The sequence below is a fragment of the Streptomyces europaeiscabiei genome (assembly GCF_001550375.1).
GTDB lineage: Bacteria > Actinomycetota > Actinomycetes > Streptomycetales > Streptomycetaceae > Streptomyces > Streptomyces europaeiscabiei.
Window position 1 is genome coordinate 13816 of sequence record NZ_LRTR01000641.1, and the last position, 17093, is coordinate 30908.

The window sequence follows — 17093 nt, forward strand, 5'->3', positions numbered from 1 at the left end:
GACCAGCTCAGAATGGCTGACGAGCCAGAAAGGTCCAGATAACGGCCTGGTCATCCGTCAGGAATTCCACCGGCATGCGGCGGAGCCAGCCACCCACCACGACAGAGCGTAGATCTTCGACCGAAGCTCCCAGCGAAACAGATCACCCATGCCAACGGATCACCACACGCCGACCAAGATCGAACTCAGCGCGAACCGCCGTCCTCATGTTCCCCAAGCCCGTTGCCCGGCCGGGGAGATCCCGGCCGGGCGCTCCGCCACAGAAGACCGCCTGCCGTACCGGCTCTCCGTTCAGGCGCCCAACTGCCGTACCAGTTCCCGGGCGAACGCCTCCGTCGCCGGTGCCGTCCAGCGTCTGCGATGCCGGGCCAGCCGCACCGGGACATCGGCGAAGCGCGGCCCTCGGACCCTCGTCAGCCGCCCCTGACCCAGATACTCCTCCACGGTCGTCAGCGGCAGCAGCGTCAGCCCCAGACCGGCGGCGGCGCAGGACCGTGCCGCGTCCACGCTGCCGAACCGGGTGAGCCGGGGCCGGGATTCGGGCACGGCGAGGAGCCGCCGCTCCAACTCGTCGCTGTACGAACAGCCCTGCTCCAGCAGGAAGAAGGTCTCGGTCGCCAGCCGCTCCCAGGTGACCGCGGGCGTACGCGCCGCGAGCGGATGGCGGGGAGCGCACACGAGGGCGAGCGGCTCGCGCGCGACCGGCTCGGCCGTCACATCCGGGAAGTCGGCCTCGCCCTCCAGCAGCAGCGCCAGATCGAGCCGCCCGGCCCGCAGCCCCTCGACGCACTCCGAAGTCCCGGCCGCGTGCAGGTCGACGTCCACCTCGGGATGGTGGGTGCGCAGGGCCGCGATCACGCCCGGCAGTCTGGTCGCGCACAGGGACTCCGGGGTGCCGACCCGCACCCGCCCCCGTACGACACCGTCACCCGCGCCGCCACCGGCCCGCAGCCGCGCCACGGCGTCGAGGACCTCCTCCGCGCCTTCCAGCAGACGCCGGCCCGACTCGGTGAGCAGCGTGCCGGTGGGCAGCCGGTCGAAGAGCCGGGTGCCCAACTCCCGCTCCAGGGTGCGGATGTGCACGGTGACGGTGGACTGGGCGAGGTGCAGTTCGGCGGCAGCGGCGGTGAAGCCACCGGTCCGGGCGAGGGTCGTGAAGGTGCGCAGCAGTCGGGTGTCCACGGTGTCAGCCTAGGCCGCCCATCGACTTTTCCGATGGACTGGATCGAAACCAATCGTTGGACTCGATCACCGCGCGGTGACAGCGTGGAGCCATGACCAGCGACCCGCACGACGCCCACAACACCCACGACGCCCACGACGCCCACGACGCCCACGACGCCCACGACGCCCACGACGCGAACGGAACGAGCCCCGTGGACCACCCCGAGCCGTCGGCAGGCACGTCACGCCCCGAGACCCCGCTTCCCGAGATCCTTCGCTATTCGTCCTTCACCCACGACCCGGCGGGCGGCAACCCGGCCGGGGTGGTGCTGGACGCCTCGGGGCTCGACGACGTGACGATGCTCGCGATCGCCGCCGAGGTGGGCTATTCGGAGACGGCCTTCGTCACCGCCGCCGACGAGACCGCGCGCCGGTTCCGGGTGCGCTACTTCAGCCCGCTCGCCGAGGTGGCCTTCTGCGGTCACGCGACCGTCGCCCTGGCCGTGGCGCTCGCCGAGCGGCTGGGCCCCGGCGGGATCCTCCTCGACACCCTGGCCGGCGAGATCCCCGTCGCCACGACGGTCGACGACGCCGACGGCACGGCCCGTGCCACCCTGACCAGCGTGCCGACCCGCTCCCGCCCCACCACGGCCCCCGAACTGGACGCGGCCCTGAAGGCCCTCGACTGGTCCCCCGACGACCTCGACCCGGCGCTCCCGCCGCACGTGGCCTTCGGCGGCGTCGACCACCTGGTCCTGGCCGCCGGCTCCCGCGCCCGCCTCGCGGACCTGGACTACGACTTCGACGGCCTCGCCGAAGTGATGCGGCGACACGACTGGACGACCGTCCACCTGGTGTGGCGCGAGTCCCCGGAACACTTCCACGCCCGGGACCCGTTCCCCGTGGGCGGCGTCGTGGAGGACCCGGCGACGGGCGCGGCGGCAGCCGCCTTCGGCGGTTACCTCCGCACCCTCGGCCTGGTCACCGCCCCGGCCACCGTCACGATCCGCCAGGGCGAGGACATGGGCCGCCCCAGCGACCTGCGGATCGACGTGTCCCCCGAGGACCCCCGCACCCGGGTCACCGGCCAGGCGGTCCCGATCGACTGACCCCACACACCCATTGCGGGTGCCCTCCGAACGCACTCCCCCAGTGCTTGGCCCTCATCCAGCCGCGACACAGGAGCGGACGGAGACCGCCATGGGCGACGCGCCCCAGCCCCCGCGGCGCCCACCGCCCCCGCACCTCCCGGCCCCCTCTCCTCCTTCGCCCGCTTCGTCCGCTTCGTCCTCTTCGGCGGCGGAGTCGGCCTCCTCTCCAGCGGCGCGGTGGCCCTCCTCGCCGGCCCGATGCCCTGGACGCTGGCCAACGCGGTCATCGCCATCGCCTCCACCCTCCTCGGCACCGAACTCCACGCCCGCTTCACCTTCGCCGCACCCCACCGCCCCGGCCGGCGCGAACACTGGCAGTCCGCCGGCTCGGCCGCCGCCTACGCGGCCACCACCGCCGCGACGCTCGTCCTCCACCTGCTCCAGCCCTCCCCCGGCGCCCTGGCCGAACAGGCCGTCTACCTCACCGCCTCCGCCCTCGCCGGCGTCATCCTCGCCCAGATGACCACCGACTTCGGCGGCTACGCCCTCCCCTCCGAGAACGGCTTCAAGGTCGTCATGGCCATCGGCGCCGGCGCCGCCCTCCTCGCCTTCTTCCTCGCCTCCTTCGTCCCGAAGCACCGCCCGGCCGTCCGCGCCCCGGAGGGCCCGGCCGGGGAAGGCCCGGCCGGCGAGCGGGCGGAGGTCGCCGGGGCGGCCAAGGCGTGACGCACACAGCCCCTCGCACGGCGAACGCGAAACCCCCAGGCCCAGGGCCTGGGGGTTCGTTGCTGTCGAAGGCGAGGCTTCCGTTACGGCGCGTTGATCAGGTCGTGCGGCGGTACCTGGACCGTGCGGGCGCCCTCCTTGCCACCGAGGATCACCTTGCGCAGGGCGATGTTGTTCTTGTGGTTGGTCTCCTGGAGACGGTTCTCCGGGTTGGCGATGACCTGGATGTAGTACGTGCCGTTCGGCAGATCGGTGATGTCGAAGGACTGGCCGGGACGGTACTGGGTGTACGTGTCGCCGGAGCCGACGTCGAGGACCTCACGCACGGAGATGGCGTCCTGCGAACCGCACGCGGTGGACAGGTCGGTGTTCTGCGGGGCCCAGTTGGCGTTCTTCACCGTGTAGTCGATGGCGTCCGTGTTGGCCAGGCAGAACGCCTCCTTGCCGGAGCGCACCTGCTTCGTCTGGTCCGCGCTGAGCAGGCGGTAGCTGGCGAAGTCCGTGAAGTGCCAGTGCTCGTGGCCCTCGCGCGGGTCCCACTCCATGGTGCCGGTGGGGGTGTAGCCGATCTGCTTGCCCTTGGCGTCGTAGAAGTACTGGTACGCGTCCATCAGGTCGGCGCCGGGCTTGCGGAAGCCGTCGACGACGAGGGGCGCGGGGCCCGCGTTCCAGACGTTGGCGCTGAAGGCGAGGTAGTCCTTGCCGGGTACGTCGCCGTCCTCGCCGTCGGTGATGGCGATGTCCCACGCGGGCAGCGACCGCAGGTCCGGCTTGGGAACGTTCTTCGGGACGCTCGCCTTGCCGGTGGGCCGCTTGGCGTTGGCCTTCAGCGGGGACGCGATGCGGGAGCCGTCGGTGTGGCCGGCGCCGTCGCCCAGGTGCTTGGCGCGGCCCCGGTCGACGAGGGCGTAGGGAAGCTCGGGCGGCGTCGGGGCATCGGCGCCGCGCGGGCCGAAGTGGTGGGTGTCCGGGACCGGCTGTCCGATCTGGGTGGACTGCGCGGCGTGGCCGCCACCGTGGCCGCCGTGGTGACCGGAGGACGACGAGGTCTTCGACGGGGCCAGGCCGGCCCCGCCACCCTCGCCGCCCTCGCCGCCCTCGGTGTCCTCCCGTACCGTCACCTTGATGGTCGGCCGGTCGTCGGGGATGCCGAACAGGGTGCGGTACTTCTTCGCCACCCGCACCTGGGCGGTGTACTCGCCCGCCGGCAGGTCCACCGTCCGGTCGTAGTCCCAGTTGGTGGTGTTGGTGGCCCAGCCCTTCTCGACGCCCCACACCGAGCCCAGCGTCCACGGGTTGGTGGAGCAGCTCTGCGGATAGTGGTTGGTCGCCGGGGCGTTCGGGCGGATCCGGCCCGAGGCGTTGTTCGGACAGAAGTTGCCCTTGCTCTTCACCACCTCGGCCCCGGCCGCGTTCTTGACCGAGATCTCCAGGAAGCCGGGCAGCCCGGAGAAGTCGTCGACCGTCCCGGCGGGAAGCGTCTTCGTCTTCACGGTCTTGCCGTTGCGGAGGATCTGCTTGGCGACGACCGGGGTCTTGTACGACTTCCGCGTCACCTGGAACTCCAGGGGCGCGTTGTCGACCGAGACGTACGTGCCGAGCTGCAGGCTGACGCCCTCGGACCACTCGTAGCGGGTGAGCGTCACGGATTTCGACGCGGCGATCAGCTTGAGCTGCGGCTTCCCGGGCGTCGCGGCGGGCGCGGCACCGGCGCCGGGGGCGGCTCCAGCCATGGCGGCCACCACGGTGAGCGACGCCAGGGTGGCGAGGCCGGGGCGCTTCAGTCGGCTGAGGCGGTCCTGACCTCTCGTCCGGCCGGTCGCCCCCTCGGCCGCCCCGTCGTTCACCGGACTGTTCGAACTGTTCGGACTGGTCATCTGGCTGGTCATCGGTTCCTCGTCTTCGAGTGCCATGGTCAGTGGCATCGGACTGGACAACCCACGGACGACGGCCGGCCGGACCGGTCGGCCGACCGGAAGCCCGGCCGACCGCTCGGGCGCGCCCCAACACGCCTCGGGCGGGCCGGACTCGACCCGTCCGCTCTGTGAGCAATCTGTGAGACCGGTAAATGACGGGCGGGGGTTGCCTGTTGATGCGGAATTCGCCGAAAGGAGGGTGCGCACGCGTCAAACACATGCCGGCACATCCCTGCGGGACCGGCCCCAAGTCCCCGGCGAATCCGCGCAGGAGCGTCACACAGCCTGCACACAGCCCTGAGAATGCCTCGTTAGCGTTGCTGACGGCTCGATCCGCTCGATCCCACGTGCGAACGTGGCGTGACCGGCCCTGCGGCCCGGCGGGTCGACGGCATGTCAACACAGGAAGACCTCGATGGACTACTGCACCTCATGTCGCCGACATCTCAACGGCGCCCTCGTGTGTCCCGGCTGTGGCGCCTACGCGCCCGACATAGCCCCGGCCACGATCGACAGCCGTGTCGCCCCGTCCCGGCCGACCGGGACGACGGCCGGGACGGTCATGATCCCGCTGCCTCCGACGACACCGGCGGCACCGATGGTGCCGACACTGGCGGCGGAGACCTGGGGGTACGGGGCGACGGACGGCGGTTGGCCCGACGGGCCGGTGGCGGACGAGCCGGTGGCGGACGGGTCCGCTGCCGACGGATTCACGGCCGACGGGTTCGCGACCGACGGATTCACGGCCGACGGGTTCGCGACCGAGGCGTTCGCGACCGCCGGGTCGGCGTCCGGCATCAGAAACGTCGAGATGGAGGCGGACGCCGTCGCCGACATGGACGTGGACGTGGCGGGTGTTCCGGCGGCGCCGCAGGGGCGGGCCGCGCGGCGGCGTCAGGTGGCGCGGTGGAAGAAGAACCAGCGCCGGGCCGTGGTCGCGACCGCGGTCGCGCTGGTCGGCGGCGGTCTGACCGTCCTGGGGATGGACCGGCAGTCCACCGACCGCACCCAGGCGGCCACGGCACCGGACGCCGAGAGCCTGGGCTCCGTCGAGGAACAGGGCTCGCAGCGCGGCCGTACGCCGGCGACGGAGACCGACGACGCGCGGCGCACCGCGGACACCCCCACCACGTGGTCCCCGTCCGGCGACACCTCCCGTGACCGCTCCGCCGCGGACCGGCCGAACTCCCGCCCGAACCACCCCAACTCGCCCCACACGGCGTCGGCCGACCAGTCCGCCCAGAAGGCCCGGACCGGCTCCTCCGCCACCGACGGGACGGCCGGCGACACCGCCACCCCGACGGACGAGACGACCACGCCCCCGGCCACCGACGACTCCAGCCCCTCGGCGGACACCGGCACGAGCACGGGCTCGGACACCGGCACCGGGACCGACACCGGTGCGGACTCCTCGGGGAGCGGCACCGACACCGGCTCGGACAGTGGGACGGAGACGGGGACGTCGGACGGCTCCGGCTCCGGCTCCGGCTCCGACACGGCGACGACGTCACCTTCGGGGCTGTGCCTGCTCGGCATCGTGTGCGTGAGCTGACGTACGGCCGTACGACCGACCGGATGCACAGGGGCTGACCGCTGCCAGGCGGTCAGCCCTCCTCTGTCCCCACCGTCGCTCTTCCGTCGGTGTTCGTCGGCACTCTCTGCGTCTCAGTGCCCCTGCGCCCCAGTGACCCTGCTTCTCAGTGCCCTTGCGCCTCAGTGCTCGTCGGCCATCGGGCGTGGCCAAGAACGTCCGCTGACGCGTTCGATGTCGGTGTTGAACCGCTCCAGGTCGGCGACGAAGCGCCGGAGGCGTTCGGCGGGCCAGTCGGCGATGACGCCGGTGAGGCCGACGACGAACTCCTCCCGCTGCTCGGCGAGACGCGCCGACCCCTTGTCGGTGACACGGAACTTGCGGGCCACTCCCCCGTCGGGGTCGAGGGTCCGCTCCACCAGGCCCTCCCGCAGGAGCGCCGAGGTCTGCCGGGTGAACGTGGACGCGTTGAACCCGAACGCCTCCACGAAGTCCGGGATGGACATGGGCCCTTGGGCCTCAAGCCTGCTGAGCAGGACATAGGCGCTGCGGTCCAGGGCACCGCCGTCGCGGACGCCACGGGGCGTCGACGTCTCGCGGTTCCGCGTCAGGATCAACAGCTCCCGCTCGATGCGCTCCCCCGCCTCTCGGGCATCCACCGGTCTCCTCCTGCCTGTCAGGCCTCCATGGGCCCCTCACCCTACGTCGAGATTGCGCCATGCATGGAGAGTGCATGATGCACCATTGATGCATCATGCACTACCTGTGTAGCGTGCATTTCCATCTCCCTCCACGCCCCCACCCCCCATCAGGAGATGCGACATGAGCCAGGTCGAGACGAGCGGCGACAGGACGAGCGGGAACGACCGGCCCCGGGCCGGGACGGGTCCGGACGACGAGGTGGTCCGGCTGCCGATGACCAGTGACGGCCCCCTGGACCCGCCCGCCACATGGGAGCGGCTGCGCGCACGGTGCCCGGTGGCCACGGTCGAGTTGCCGAGCGGCGACAGGGCGAAGTTCGTGAGCCGTTACGACGACGTCCGCGCCCTGCTCTCCGACCCCCGCTTCGCCCGTCCGCGTGCCGGGGACGACACCGCGCGCCTCTCCGCCGACGGCTCGGGCGGTGTCGCGGCCGACGCGTCCCCCGAGTACGCGCTGGCGATCCCGGAGACCGGCGAGCCACATCTGCGCTGGCGGCGCCAGGTCGGCCGGTACTTCACCGCGAAGCGCATGGCGGCCCTGCGCCCCGGCATGGCGAGGATCGCCGAGTCCCTGCTCGACGACATAATCGAGCGCGGCCAGCCCGCCGACCTCAAGGCGGCCCTCGGCTTCCCGCTCCCGGTGTACGTCATCTGCGATCTGCTCGGCGCGCCGGCCGAGGACCGCGACCGCTTCTCGCACTGGTCCGACGCGTTCCTGAACGTCAGCCGCTTCTCGAAGGAGGAGACGCGGGCGGCGTTCACGGAGTTCGCGCGGTACATGGCCGAACTCGTCGCGGCGAAGCGGGCCGAGCCGGGCGAGGACCTGCTCAGCATGCTGATCGTGGAGAGCGCCGCGCTGCCGGAGGCCGAACGGCTCACCGAGGCCGAACTCCTCGCCACCGGCATGGGGTTGCTGGTGGCCGGCCACGAGACCACCGCGAACATGATCGGCAAGATGGCCGCGCTGCTGCTGGCCGACCGCAGCCGGTGGGAGCGGCTGCTCGCCGACCCCTCCCTCGTCCGTACGGCGGTGGAGGAGGTACTGCGTTTCGACGCCAACCTCGGCGGTTTCGGGATGCGGCGCTATCTGAGCGAGGACGTGGACCTCGACGGGGAGCTGCTGCCCGGCGGCACCACGGTCTTCTGCGGCATGTCCTCCGCCAACCGCGACGACCGGGTGTTCGCCTCCCCCGCCGAGATGGACCTGACCCGCAGCCCCAACCCGCACCTCACCTTCGGCGCCGGCCCCCACTCCTGCCTCGGCCAGGCCCTCGCCCGCACCGAGCTGCAGGTCGTCCTCGAAGTCCTGCTCCGCACCCTCCCCACCCTCGAACTCGCCGTCCCAGCACAGGAGTTGCGCAAGGTCGAGGGTCTCCTCGTGGGAGGCCTGCGCGAGGTGCCGGTGCGCTGGTGAAGAAGGGGAGGGAAGTCTCATGAAGGTCCACGTCGACGAGACGAAATGCTGCGGCGCCGGGCAATGCGTCCTGATCGCCCCCGAGATCTTCGACCAACGGGACGAGGACGGCATCGTCGTACTCCTCGACCCGGCCCCCACCCCGCCCCACCACCCGGCCGTCCGCGAGGCGGCGGCGGTCTGCCCGGCTGCGGCGATCACCCTCGACGACGGGACATGAGCCACCGGTCCGCCGAACGTGAATCAGCGAGCCCTCGCCTGTCGCCCTGCCCGCTACCCTCTCGCCGCCCGATGTGGCCCCAACTCGGCTAGTACGTCACCGAGTTGCTCGGAGGTGAGGGCGGACCCCGGCAGGAGCGGCGGGGGTGTGGCCGTGGATGCGGGCGGGCGGAGGCTGTCCAGGAGGAGGGCCAGGGGGCGGCGCCAGGCGTCGGGAGCGGTCACGGTGGTGAGGGCGGGGACGGCACGGCCCAGGGCGGCCAGGGCGAAGAGGACGTCCTCGGTGGTGACGTCGGCCCGGACCGTGCCCTCGTCGCGGCCTCGCGCCAGCAGGTGGTCCACGGTCCGCCGGTTGTGCTCGTGCACGTCCTCAAGGACGTCGACGCCCCGCACGTGCGTGGTCATGAGGTCGTTCGTGCCCCGGTCGGCCGCCAGCGTGTCGAAGACCGCCCCGAGGTATTCGTGCAGCCCGGTCCAGGCGTCCGGCGCGTCGCGGACCCGGTCCCCGATGGCCATCGTGCCCGCGAGCTGGTCGTGGAAGACGGCGTCGATGAGGGTGGCGCGGCTCGGGAAGTGCCGGTAGAGCGTCGCGTTCCCCACCCCCGCCCGGCGGGCGATCACATCCAGCGGCGCTTCGAGCCCCTGCTCGGTGAACACCTCGTGGGCCGCGGCCACCAGCAGCTCCCGGTTCCGCTGCGCGTCACGCCGCCGCGGCGACGGTGTCGCACGGCCCGCACCGACGGTCATCCTGATCCTCCGCGATAAACGGGGACTCCACCCCGGTGCCGATGTCCCGATGTTATCGTCGAGCCAGAAAATGGGGAGCACTCCCCATATCTCTGTTCCCCTCCGGGACACGGCACAGGAGGTACAGCGTGGGCGGCGGTACGGCACTGGTACTCGGCGGCGGAGGCCCGGTCGGCTGGGCGTGGATGAGCGGGGTGCTCGCCGGCCTCACGGACGCCGGGGTCGACCTCGACCGGGCGGACGTCGTCATCGGCACCTCGGCGGGCGCGATCCTCGGCTCCCGGCTCGCGACCGGCGAGACACCGGGCGAGATCTACGAATGCCAGCTCGTCGGCGCCGACCGGATCGCCATGAACGTCACCTTCTCCCAGACCCTCCGCTTCCTCTGGGCCGCCCTCGGGTCCCGCGACCCCGACCGCTCCGTACGCCGCCTCGCCCGCGCCGCCCTGGCCGCCCACCCCGAACCCGACCCCGGCTTCCTCGACGTCCTACGACCGCTCCTGCACGGCGCGGAGAACGGAGGACCGGCAGAGACGGCGGGGCATGCCGGGCAAGAGACGGCCGGGCATGCCGGGCAGCCGGAGGCTCGCCCACCGCACGTGACTCGCCCAGCGCACGTGACTCGCGCGGCCCGCACGGCCCACACGACTGGCGGCTGGCCCGAACGGGCCCTGCGCATCACCTCGGTCGACGCCCTGACCGGCGAAGTGACCGTCTTCGACGCCACCTCGCAGGTCACGCTGCTCGAAGCGGTGGCCGCCAGTTGTGCCGTACCGCTGGTCTCGGCGCCCGTCGCGGCGGCCGGACGTCGCTGGCTGGACGGCGGCTGCCGCTCGACCGCCAACATCGACCTGGCCGGCGGCTACGAACGTGTCCTGGCCGTCGCGCCGATCCCGAGGGCCGTGGGCCCTCACCCCACTGCCCAGCAGCAGGCCGCCGAACTCTCCGCCGGGGGCGCCGCCATGGTCCTCCTCACCCCGGACTCCGTCTCCCGCCGGGCGATGGGCCGAGACATGACCGCCGACTCCCGCCGCCCTGGCGCGGCCCGCGCCGGCCACGCGCAGGCGACGGAGGCGGCAGGGCACGTAGCCGAGATCTGGCCCGGCCGCGCGCAGCCGGGCGCGGCGAGGGAACCCGAGGACCGTTGACGGCCCAGCACCCGCAGCCGAGAACCCCGCAACCCACCACCCCGCCGGCACAAACAGCCCTGACCAGCACAAACACCAACCGAGCCTTTTCACGCCAGAGCTACCTACGACAAACCAAGCCCCGCTGGAACCGGTCACCCGACCTCTCAACAAACCAGCAACACACCAGGCCAACCGCCGCTCCGTACACCAACAAACACCCCCTCGAGCGTCAGCAGGGCTTCTCTTCGCATGGGTGCCCCCAGGGGCAGTGTCAGGGCGCGGGCTGCACGTCGCGGGTGCCCAGCAGGTGGCCGATGACAGACGCCCTCCGAACGTCACCGCCGCCGTGAGCCACTGGGGAACATCACAGTCGGGAAGGGTTTGGCCCGCGGGAAACGAAAAGTACCTTGTTGTGCTGATCAGCTTTTTCTTCTCGTGTGCGAAAGAGGCCACGCCGATGGGGCGTCCTGAACTGCCGGTCGATCCGGCGGCCGGTCCGGTGCAGCGACTCGCCCATGATCTTCGCGAGCTGCGCCGTTCGGCGGGTGGCGTGTCGTACCGGACCATGGCGAAGAAGGCCGGCTTCTCGGTGACGACCCTGGCGAAAGCTGCGAACGGCGAGCGGCTGCCGTCGTTGGCCGTGTTCCGGGCGTACGTCCAGGCATGCGGCGCCGACCCCGTTCCGTGGGAGGAACGGTGGGCGGAGGCCGAGGCGCTGGCCGGGCAGGAGAGGCAGGAGGAGGCCGACGCCGCTCCGCCCTACCGTGGCCTCGCGCGCTTCGAGCCGGATGACTGTGAGCTGTTCTTCGGCCGGGACCGGGTGATCGACGAGCTGAGCGAGCTGGGGTCGGGGTCCCCGTTCGCCGTGGTGTTCGGGGCGTCCGGCAGCGGCAAATCCTCCCTGCTGCGGGCCGGTCTGATTCCCCTGCTGCGGGAGAAGATCGCGCAGCAGGGCTGTACGGCGGTGCTTCGCATCATCACTCCGGGGGCCCGGCCCGCCGCCACCTACGGACATCTGTTGGCGCCGGAAGCCGACGATCCGGAGTGCTGGGTGGTGGTGGATCAGTTCGAGGAGGTCTTCACCCTCTGCCGCGAGCGCGCTGAGCGGGACCGCTTCCTCGACCTTCTGCTCGCCGCGCGGGCCCCGGGAAGCCGACTGCGCGTGCTCATCGCCGTACGGTCCGACTTCTATGCGCGGTGCGCCGAGCACCCGCGACTGGCGGAGGCGCTGCACGGGAGCGGGCTGCTGGTCGGTCCCATGACCGCGGACGAGCTGCGTGAGGTGGTGATCGGTCCCGCGCAGGCGGCCGGGCTCATCGTGGAGCGGACGCTGACGGCGCGGATCGTCGAGGAGGTGCTCGACGAGCCCGGCGGACTGCCGATGTTGTCCCACGCTCTGTTGGAGACCTGGCGGCGGCGCAAGGGGCGGATGCTGACCCTGGCCGCGTATGAAGCGGCCGGTGGGGTACGGGGCGCGATCGCGGCCAGCGCCGAGGAGGCGTACGGGGAACTCTCACCGGCGCAGGCGCGCGCCGCCCGGCATCTGCTCCTGCGGATGGTCGAGCCCGGCCAGGGCAACGCCGACACGCGCCGCCCGCTCAGCTGGGAGGAAATGGCCGGGTGGGAGGACCCCGACGTGCGGGCCGTCGCCGGGCGGCTGACCCGGGCCCGGCTGCTGACCACCGACGACGACGGTGTGCAGCTCGCCCACGAGGCGCTCATCACCTGCTGGCCACGGCTGCGCGAGTGGATCGAAGCGGACCGGGAGCGGCTGCGCCACCACCGGCAGCTGACCGACGCCGCCCGCACCTGGCTGGAGCATGACCGCGACCCGGGCACGCTCTACCGGGGCACCCGCCTGGCGCGGGCCGAGGAACTGTTCGCGGGCGACGACCGCGGCTACGACGGTCTGACGTCCGAGGAGAGTGCCTTCCTGGTCACCGCGGCGGAGCAGCGGGCGACGGAGGAGCGGGCCGCCGCCAGGGCCCGGCGCCGCAGCCGCACGCTCACGGCCTCGCTCTGCGCCGTACTGGCGGTGGCCCTGGTCGTCGGCCTGACCGCCGTGCGGCTGCGTCAGGACAGCGAGAAGCAGACCACCGACACGGCGGCCCGACGGGTGGCCGCGGTCGCCGACGCGCTGCGTACCACCGACCCGCGCACCGCGATGCTGCTCGGCGTCGCCGCATGGCGCCTCTCTCCCCTGCCGGAGTCGCGCCGGGCCCTGCTGGGCGCGCTGGCCCAGCGCGAACTGGGCGACTTCACCGACCCGGCGCCCGGTGACGAACCGGCCCGGTTCCTCGACAGCTCCGGGCGCACCCTGCTCAGCACCAGCGACAACACCACCTGGCGGAGGTGGGATGTGGACACTCACCGCCGTATCGCCTCGGGGCCGGTACCTCGCGGGGCGGTAGTCAGGGCGAGTCCGGACGGCCGGGTGCTCCTCATTTGGACCGCTGACAGGACCGAGCGGCTGTGGGACACCCGAACGGGGCGCTGGGTCGGGGACCCGTTGCCGTTCGGGTCCACCGTGGGCTTCGGGGCGAGGGGCCGTCATTATGTGGTGTGGAGCCGGGACGACGACCGGGCTCGGCTCTACTCCCTCGCCGACGGCCATGTCGTCTTCCGGACCCCGTCGGCCGGCGGTGGAGAGCTCGTTCACGCTGCGGCCGACGACGGCCGGCTGCTGGCGGTCTGCCCGCGCGGCCGGTCCCCGCAGGTCTGGGACACCTCCACGCGCACCGTGCGGCGCGGTGCCTGGACCAACGCCCGCGGCGTCTGCGGTGACGGCTTCCTGGGCTTCACCGGCGGTCGGCTCCTTTCTCGCACCGGGGACCGGGCGCGTGTATGGGACACCACGTCAGGACGAGAACTCGCCGACGTCGCCGACCCGGGTGGCACCGTCGTGAGCGCGGACGGCTCGTATCTGGCGACCAGCGGCAGCCAAGAGATCAGGGTGTGGCGCCTGCCGGCCGGCGGCGCCCCCGTTCTTCGACACCCCTTGCCCAGCGCGTCGCCCGTCCGCCTCGCCTGGGACTCCAGGCGGCCCGTGCTGCGGTACCTCGAAGGAGGCACGGTCCACACCCTCGACCTCACGTCGACGCTCACCCGCGACTGGCGCACAAGTCCGCTCGCCGGGGTCCGGCTCAGCCCCGACGGCAGGACACTCGCCACCGCCGAACGCACCGGTGACCGCTACACCTTCCAGCTGCGAAACACGCGCGACGGCCGACTCCTGCGAACCCTGCCGGCCCCGCCAAATCCCGTCTTCCGCACCGGCGAGTCGACGGTCCCCGTAGACATCGCCGAGCCGTTGCTGTCCTTCAGCCCCGACGGACGCATGTTCGCCTACGGAATCTCCATCCCCCTCTGGGACGCGGAGAAGCAGCCGCTGACGGTGTGGGACGTGACCGCCGGACGCACGAAGACCACCGTGGACCTGGCGACGGCGTCCGGGGTGCCTGTGGACGAGATCGCCCTGGGACCGGGCGGCCGTACGCTCCTCACCGCACGTTTGACCGAGGACGGCTACTTCAACGAAATATGGGACACCAAGCGGCAACGGAGGACGGCGCTCCTCCCCCGCCCGGGCGGCTATAGTCTGGCCGTCAGCCCCAACGGCAGGCTCCTCGTGACCGACAACCGTGTCGTACGAGCGGGCCGGTTGCAGGCCCATGACCTCGTCCAGCGCGACAGCATCGACGAAATCTCCTTCGCTCCCGACGGCTCCGGACTGGCGGCCGGCGCCGGGACAGGTCGAGTGGCCCTCTGGGACGGCGACCTCCGACACCAGGCGGGCATTTTGAGGAACGTCTTCCCGGGGCCCGTCGATCCGGCCTCCGGCTCAGGCGAGTCGATCACGGCTCTCGCCTTCAGTCCGGACGGCGACACGCTCGCCGTGGGCGGCGACGCGGGCACCCTCCAACTCTGGGACATCGCGACCCAGCAACCTCTCGGTCCGCCTCTGCCCACGCCCGGTGGCAGCATCGACACCCTCGCCTTCAGCCCGGACAGCACCCTGCTGTACGCGGGCGGCAAGCGCGTACCGCTCCAGCGGTACGTCGTGGATCCCGACCGAGCGGTGTCCCTCGTCTGCGCCCGTGCCGGGAACACGGAGCTGACCCGGGCGCAGTGGCGCACCTACGTTCCGGACCGGCCGTACCGGCGGGTCTGCCACTGACCGTCTCCGTGGATCATGAAAGTGCCGGGTCGGCTGCCCAGTACGCCGAGTACCGCCTGCACCAGCCCATGCCGTCCGACCTCGATCCAGCACAGGACTTGCCCCGGTACGACGCGTACCCGCCCTCCCGTCACATTCCTCGCCGGGACGAGGACCCGGGGTCGGACGCTTCCGCCGGTCGCTGACACCAACTGCTGCCCGAACGACTCCTGCAGCCTGTTTCTCACTGCCGTGGCCTGGCCGGCGCCGCCATCGCTCCGGGAAACGTGCGGCGGCGCAAGCGCGCGGGCGAGGGCTTCGGCCCCACCGGCACGAAGAGGCGGGCAGGGCATCGTGCAGGTTGCCGTGCAGCCCCCGTACGCCGGTGGCGCCCTGCATCAGCGTGTCGAGCGCCAGATGTTCCTCACAGGTGTCGATAGCGGGCTGCGTGGCGAGTTCCGCGACCCGTCGCTTGCGCGCACTGCTCGCGTCCACAGTCGTGGTCTCGGGGGTGAACGCCAGTGAGGCAGACACAGGAAGCGACGAAAACCCCATATCCGGACAAGCAATTGGAACTCGACCCTCCGGAATTGTCTGCGGTGGCAAAAGGGGGCTGTAAAACAACTTCCCGGCTGTGAGCGTCGGTCGTGACATCGCTGCACGTCGAACGGTTCCGGAGCACACCTTGCCCATCAGCGTCCTGGCCGCGGTCACTTTGTCCGTCCTCCTCGGATTCCTGGTGCCCTTCGTCGGCAAGAAGCACGTCGGCTCCCCACAGGTCCGCTGGGATATCAACCGCGGCCCGGGCGCCTACCTGACCATGCTCGACCAGTTGCGGAAGCTCGCCGCAACCTCCGCCGACGGCCGCCACACGACCAACGCCGACACCGGGATGAACCTCGCCGTCACCGACACCCCGGAGAGCCGGAGTTTCGCCGACATTGTGATCAGTAGCGGCAACCGAGCCCCCACGGTGCATGCGACCGTACGGCTCAGCGACTTCTACGTCGTGCGGTTCTTCTCCAGTGACACCTCACACGACTTCGTCCTGAACCTCACCTCCGACGTCCCCCACAAGGACGACGCCACCCACGACAACTGGTTCCTCGGCAAAGAGGACTACGACGCCCTCACCCGCGTCGCGAACCAGTCGCTGGCCGCCGTCAATCTGAGCGGGTCCAGCCTCGAGAGCAGCCTCAAAGACCTCGGCATCGGAGGCACCGACCGCACCGCCCAGGCGCGCGGCATGCTGCGCTACATCATCGCCATCTCCGAGGCCTCACGGTTCCGCCCCATCGCCAACCACATCGCGAGCGGCATGGACAACGGGTCCGAGGTCTTCCTCACCGCACAGGAGGTAGGCCTGATGTGCAACCAGGACTCGTCCGGTCGCATGTGAGCACTGCGCGTTGGGATCGTTGATGTGGACAGGGGCCGGGGTGATCTGGCGGATGCCGAGTGGGAACGACTGCGGCCGTTCCTGCCGCTCAGCCACAGGCGTTGTGGCAGGTGGCGGCATCACCCGGCAGATGATCGACGGGATTCCGCGCCAGGTATGGACAGGCGCTCAGCGGCGTAACCTGCCCGAACGGTCCGGTCCGTGGAAGACCGTGTGCAGGCCACACCGATTGTGGTCGGCCGACGGGCCCTGGGAGCGCCTGCTCCAGCAGGTCCAAGCCCAGGCTGACGCTGCGGGCGAGATCGACTGGGACATCTCGGTCGACTCCACCATCGTGCGGGCGCACCAGCATGCTGCTGGCGCCCGCACCGATCCACCGCCGGCTCCCTCTCAAAGGGGGACGCACCCCAAACCTGGGCGGCTGTGAGGTGAAGCGGGGGGTGCCCCCGTCTGACGACAAGGGCGGTGCGAGCATTTCCATGGGGCGGCGAACGATGCCGGAGGGACGGCAGGGCGTGGCGAACGCGGAGCAGGGCAGACCGGGCGGTGCCGTGGGCACGGGTGCGGCGGCCCGGTTGGGGACGGTTCGCGTCGTGCTCTGGCTGGTCGCCGCGGTCCTGGCGGCGCGGCAGATCGCGGTCGTGCTGCACACGGCCAGTGGGGAGCGGCTGACCGACCTGGAGACCTGGGTCGGACCGGACGGTGTCCTGCATGTCACGGGTTCGCTGTACGACTCGACGCGGTTCGCCGGTACGCCGTTCGGCGGCCTCGTCCTCAAGCCCCTCACCCGTGCGACGGAACAGGCGCTCGGCTGGGGGTGGACCTTCGGCACCCTCCTCCTGGTCGTCGCCCTCGGCCTGGTCGCCGCCCGCGCCCTGCCCCAGCCCGTCACCCGCCGC

At 71.6% G+C, this 17093-nt stretch carries 13 protein-coding genes and 1 pseudogene; 10 read left to right on the top strand and 4 right to left on the bottom strand.

The window, feature by feature from the left end; all coding sequences use genetic code 11:
• Window positions 1–291 precede the first annotated feature (291 nt).
• Complete coding sequence (locus AWZ10_RS31220; protein WP_046709324.1) at window positions 292–1182, bottom strand: LysR family transcriptional regulator; 891 nt, start codon at window positions 1180–1182, stop codon at window positions 292–294.
• 92 nt (window positions 1183–1274) lie between these two features.
• On the opposite strand from AWZ10_RS31220, the gene AWZ10_RS31225 reads away from it, so the two are divergent.
• Together AWZ10_RS31225 and AWZ10_RS55855 are read left to right on the top strand one after the other, a co-directional pair.
• Complete coding sequence (locus AWZ10_RS31225; RefSeq protein WP_079104503.1) at window positions 1275–2273, top strand: PhzF family phenazine biosynthesis isomerase; 999 nt, start codon at window positions 1275–1277, stop codon at window positions 2271–2273.
• 219 nt (window positions 2274–2492) lie between these two features.
• Window positions 2493–2981, top strand: coding sequence for a hypothetical protein (locus AWZ10_RS55855; RefSeq protein WP_408992837.1), 489 nt, complete (start codon window positions 2493–2495; stop codon window positions 2979–2981).
• Between the two features lie 83 nt (window positions 2982–3064).
• Here the strand turns inward: AWZ10_RS55855 and AWZ10_RS31235 are convergent, their stop codons facing one another.
• A complete protein-coding gene (locus tag AWZ10_RS31235) occupies window positions 3065–4894 on the bottom strand; it encodes a lysyl oxidase family protein (protein ID WP_046707313.1) in 1830 nt (609 codons plus the stop codon).
• Between the two features lie 418 nt (window positions 4895–5312).
• On the opposite strand from AWZ10_RS31235, the gene AWZ10_RS31240 reads away from it, so the two are divergent.
• Window positions 5313–6449 (top strand): SCO2400 family protein, encoded by a 1137-nt coding sequence (locus AWZ10_RS31240; protein WP_060892629.1) that lies wholly within the window; start codon window positions 5313–5315, stop codon window positions 6447–6449.
• A 161-nt stretch (window positions 6450–6610) separates the two neighbouring features.
• Here the strand turns inward: AWZ10_RS31240 and AWZ10_RS31245 are convergent, their stop codons facing one another.
• Window positions 6611–7087, bottom strand: a complete 477-nt coding sequence (locus tag AWZ10_RS31245; RefSeq protein ID WP_037690012.1) for a MarR family winged helix-turn-helix transcriptional regulator — start codon at window positions 7085–7087, stop codon at window positions 6611–6613.
• 163 nt (window positions 7088–7250) lie between these two features.
• Between AWZ10_RS31245 and AWZ10_RS31250 the strand changes: the two genes are divergently transcribed.
• Both AWZ10_RS31250 and AWZ10_RS31255 read left to right on the top strand, forming a co-directional pair.
• The gene (locus tag AWZ10_RS31250; protein ID WP_060892630.1) at window positions 7251–8543 is read left to right on the top strand and encodes a cytochrome P450; all 1293 of its coding nucleotides are present in this window, start codon (window positions 7251–7253) and stop codon (window positions 8541–8543) included.
• A gap of 19 nt (window positions 8544–8562) precedes the next feature.
• Window positions 8563–8763 carry a ferredoxin gene (locus AWZ10_RS31255; RefSeq protein WP_060892631.1) on the top strand — a complete coding sequence of 67 codons (201 nt, stop codon included), beginning with the start codon at window positions 8563–8565 and terminating at the stop codon, window positions 8761–8763.
• 53 nt (window positions 8764–8816) lie between these two features.
• Here the strand turns inward: AWZ10_RS31255 and AWZ10_RS31260 are convergent, their stop codons facing one another.
• Window positions 8817–9509, bottom strand: a complete 693-nt coding sequence (locus tag AWZ10_RS31260; RefSeq protein ID WP_060892632.1) for a TetR/AcrR family transcriptional regulator — start codon at window positions 9507–9509, stop codon at window positions 8817–8819.
• 185 nt (window positions 9510–9694) lie between these two features.
• Between AWZ10_RS31260 and AWZ10_RS48375 the strand changes: the two genes are divergently transcribed.
• The 5 genes and pseudogenes from AWZ10_RS48375 to AWZ10_RS31280 all read left to right on the top strand — a co-directional run.
• On the top strand, window positions 9695–10657 hold the full coding sequence (locus AWZ10_RS48375) for a patatin-like phospholipase family protein (RefSeq protein ID WP_060892635.1): 963 nt from the start codon (window positions 9695–9697) through the stop codon (window positions 10655–10657).
• A gap of 439 nt (window positions 10658–11096) precedes the next feature.
• Complete coding sequence (locus tag AWZ10_RS31270) at window positions 11097–14816, top strand: nSTAND1 domain-containing NTPase (RefSeq protein ID WP_060892633.1); 3720 nt, start codon at window positions 11097–11099, stop codon at window positions 14814–14816.
• 664 nt (window positions 14817–15480) lie between these two features.
• Window positions 15481–16194: a ribosome-inactivating family protein gene (locus tag AWZ10_RS31275; RefSeq protein ID WP_060890112.1), complete on the top strand. Its 714-nt coding sequence runs from the start codon at window positions 15481–15483 to the stop codon at window positions 16192–16194.
• Window positions 16195–16324: 130 nt separating this feature from the next.
• A complete protein-coding gene (locus tag AWZ10_RS55860) occupies window positions 16325–16621 on the top strand; it encodes a hypothetical protein (protein WP_159015117.1) in 297 nt (98 codons plus the stop codon).
• A gap of 52 nt (window positions 16622–16673) precedes the next feature.
• Window positions 16674–17093: pseudogene (locus AWZ10_RS31280) on the top strand (hypothetical protein); the annotation flags it as partial.

Coding starts and splice junctions, on each gene's coding strand:
- AWZ10_RS31225 (WP_079104503.1), top strand. CDS start 1,275: ATGACCAGCGACCCGCACGACGCCCACAACACCCACGACGCCCACGAC.
- AWZ10_RS31235 (WP_046707313.1), bottom strand. CDS start 4,894: ATGGCACTCGAAGACGAGGAACCGATGACCAGCCAGATGACCAGTCCG.
- AWZ10_RS31240 (WP_060892629.1), top strand. CDS start 5,313: ATGGACTACTGCACCTCATGTCGCCGACATCTCAACGGCGCCCTCGTG.
- AWZ10_RS31250 (WP_060892630.1), top strand. CDS start 7,251: ATGAGCCAGGTCGAGACGAGCGGCGACAGGACGAGCGGGAACGACCGG.
- AWZ10_RS31255 (WP_060892631.1), top strand. CDS start 8,563: ATGAAGGTCCACGTCGACGAGACGAAATGCTGCGGCGCCGGGCAATGC.
- AWZ10_RS31260 (WP_060892632.1), bottom strand. CDS start 9,509: ATGACCGTCGGTGCGGGCCGTGCGACACCGTCGCCGCGGCGGCGTGAC.
- AWZ10_RS48375 (WP_060892635.1), top strand. CDS start 9,695: ATGAGCGGGGTGCTCGCCGGCCTCACGGACGCCGGGGTCGACCTCGAC.
- AWZ10_RS31270 (WP_060892633.1), top strand. CDS start 11,097: ATGGGGCGTCCTGAACTGCCGGTCGATCCGGCGGCCGGTCCGGTGCAG.
- AWZ10_RS55860 (WP_159015117.1), top strand. CDS start 16,325: ATGATCGACGGGATTCCGCGCCAGGTATGGACAGGCGCTCAGCGGCGT.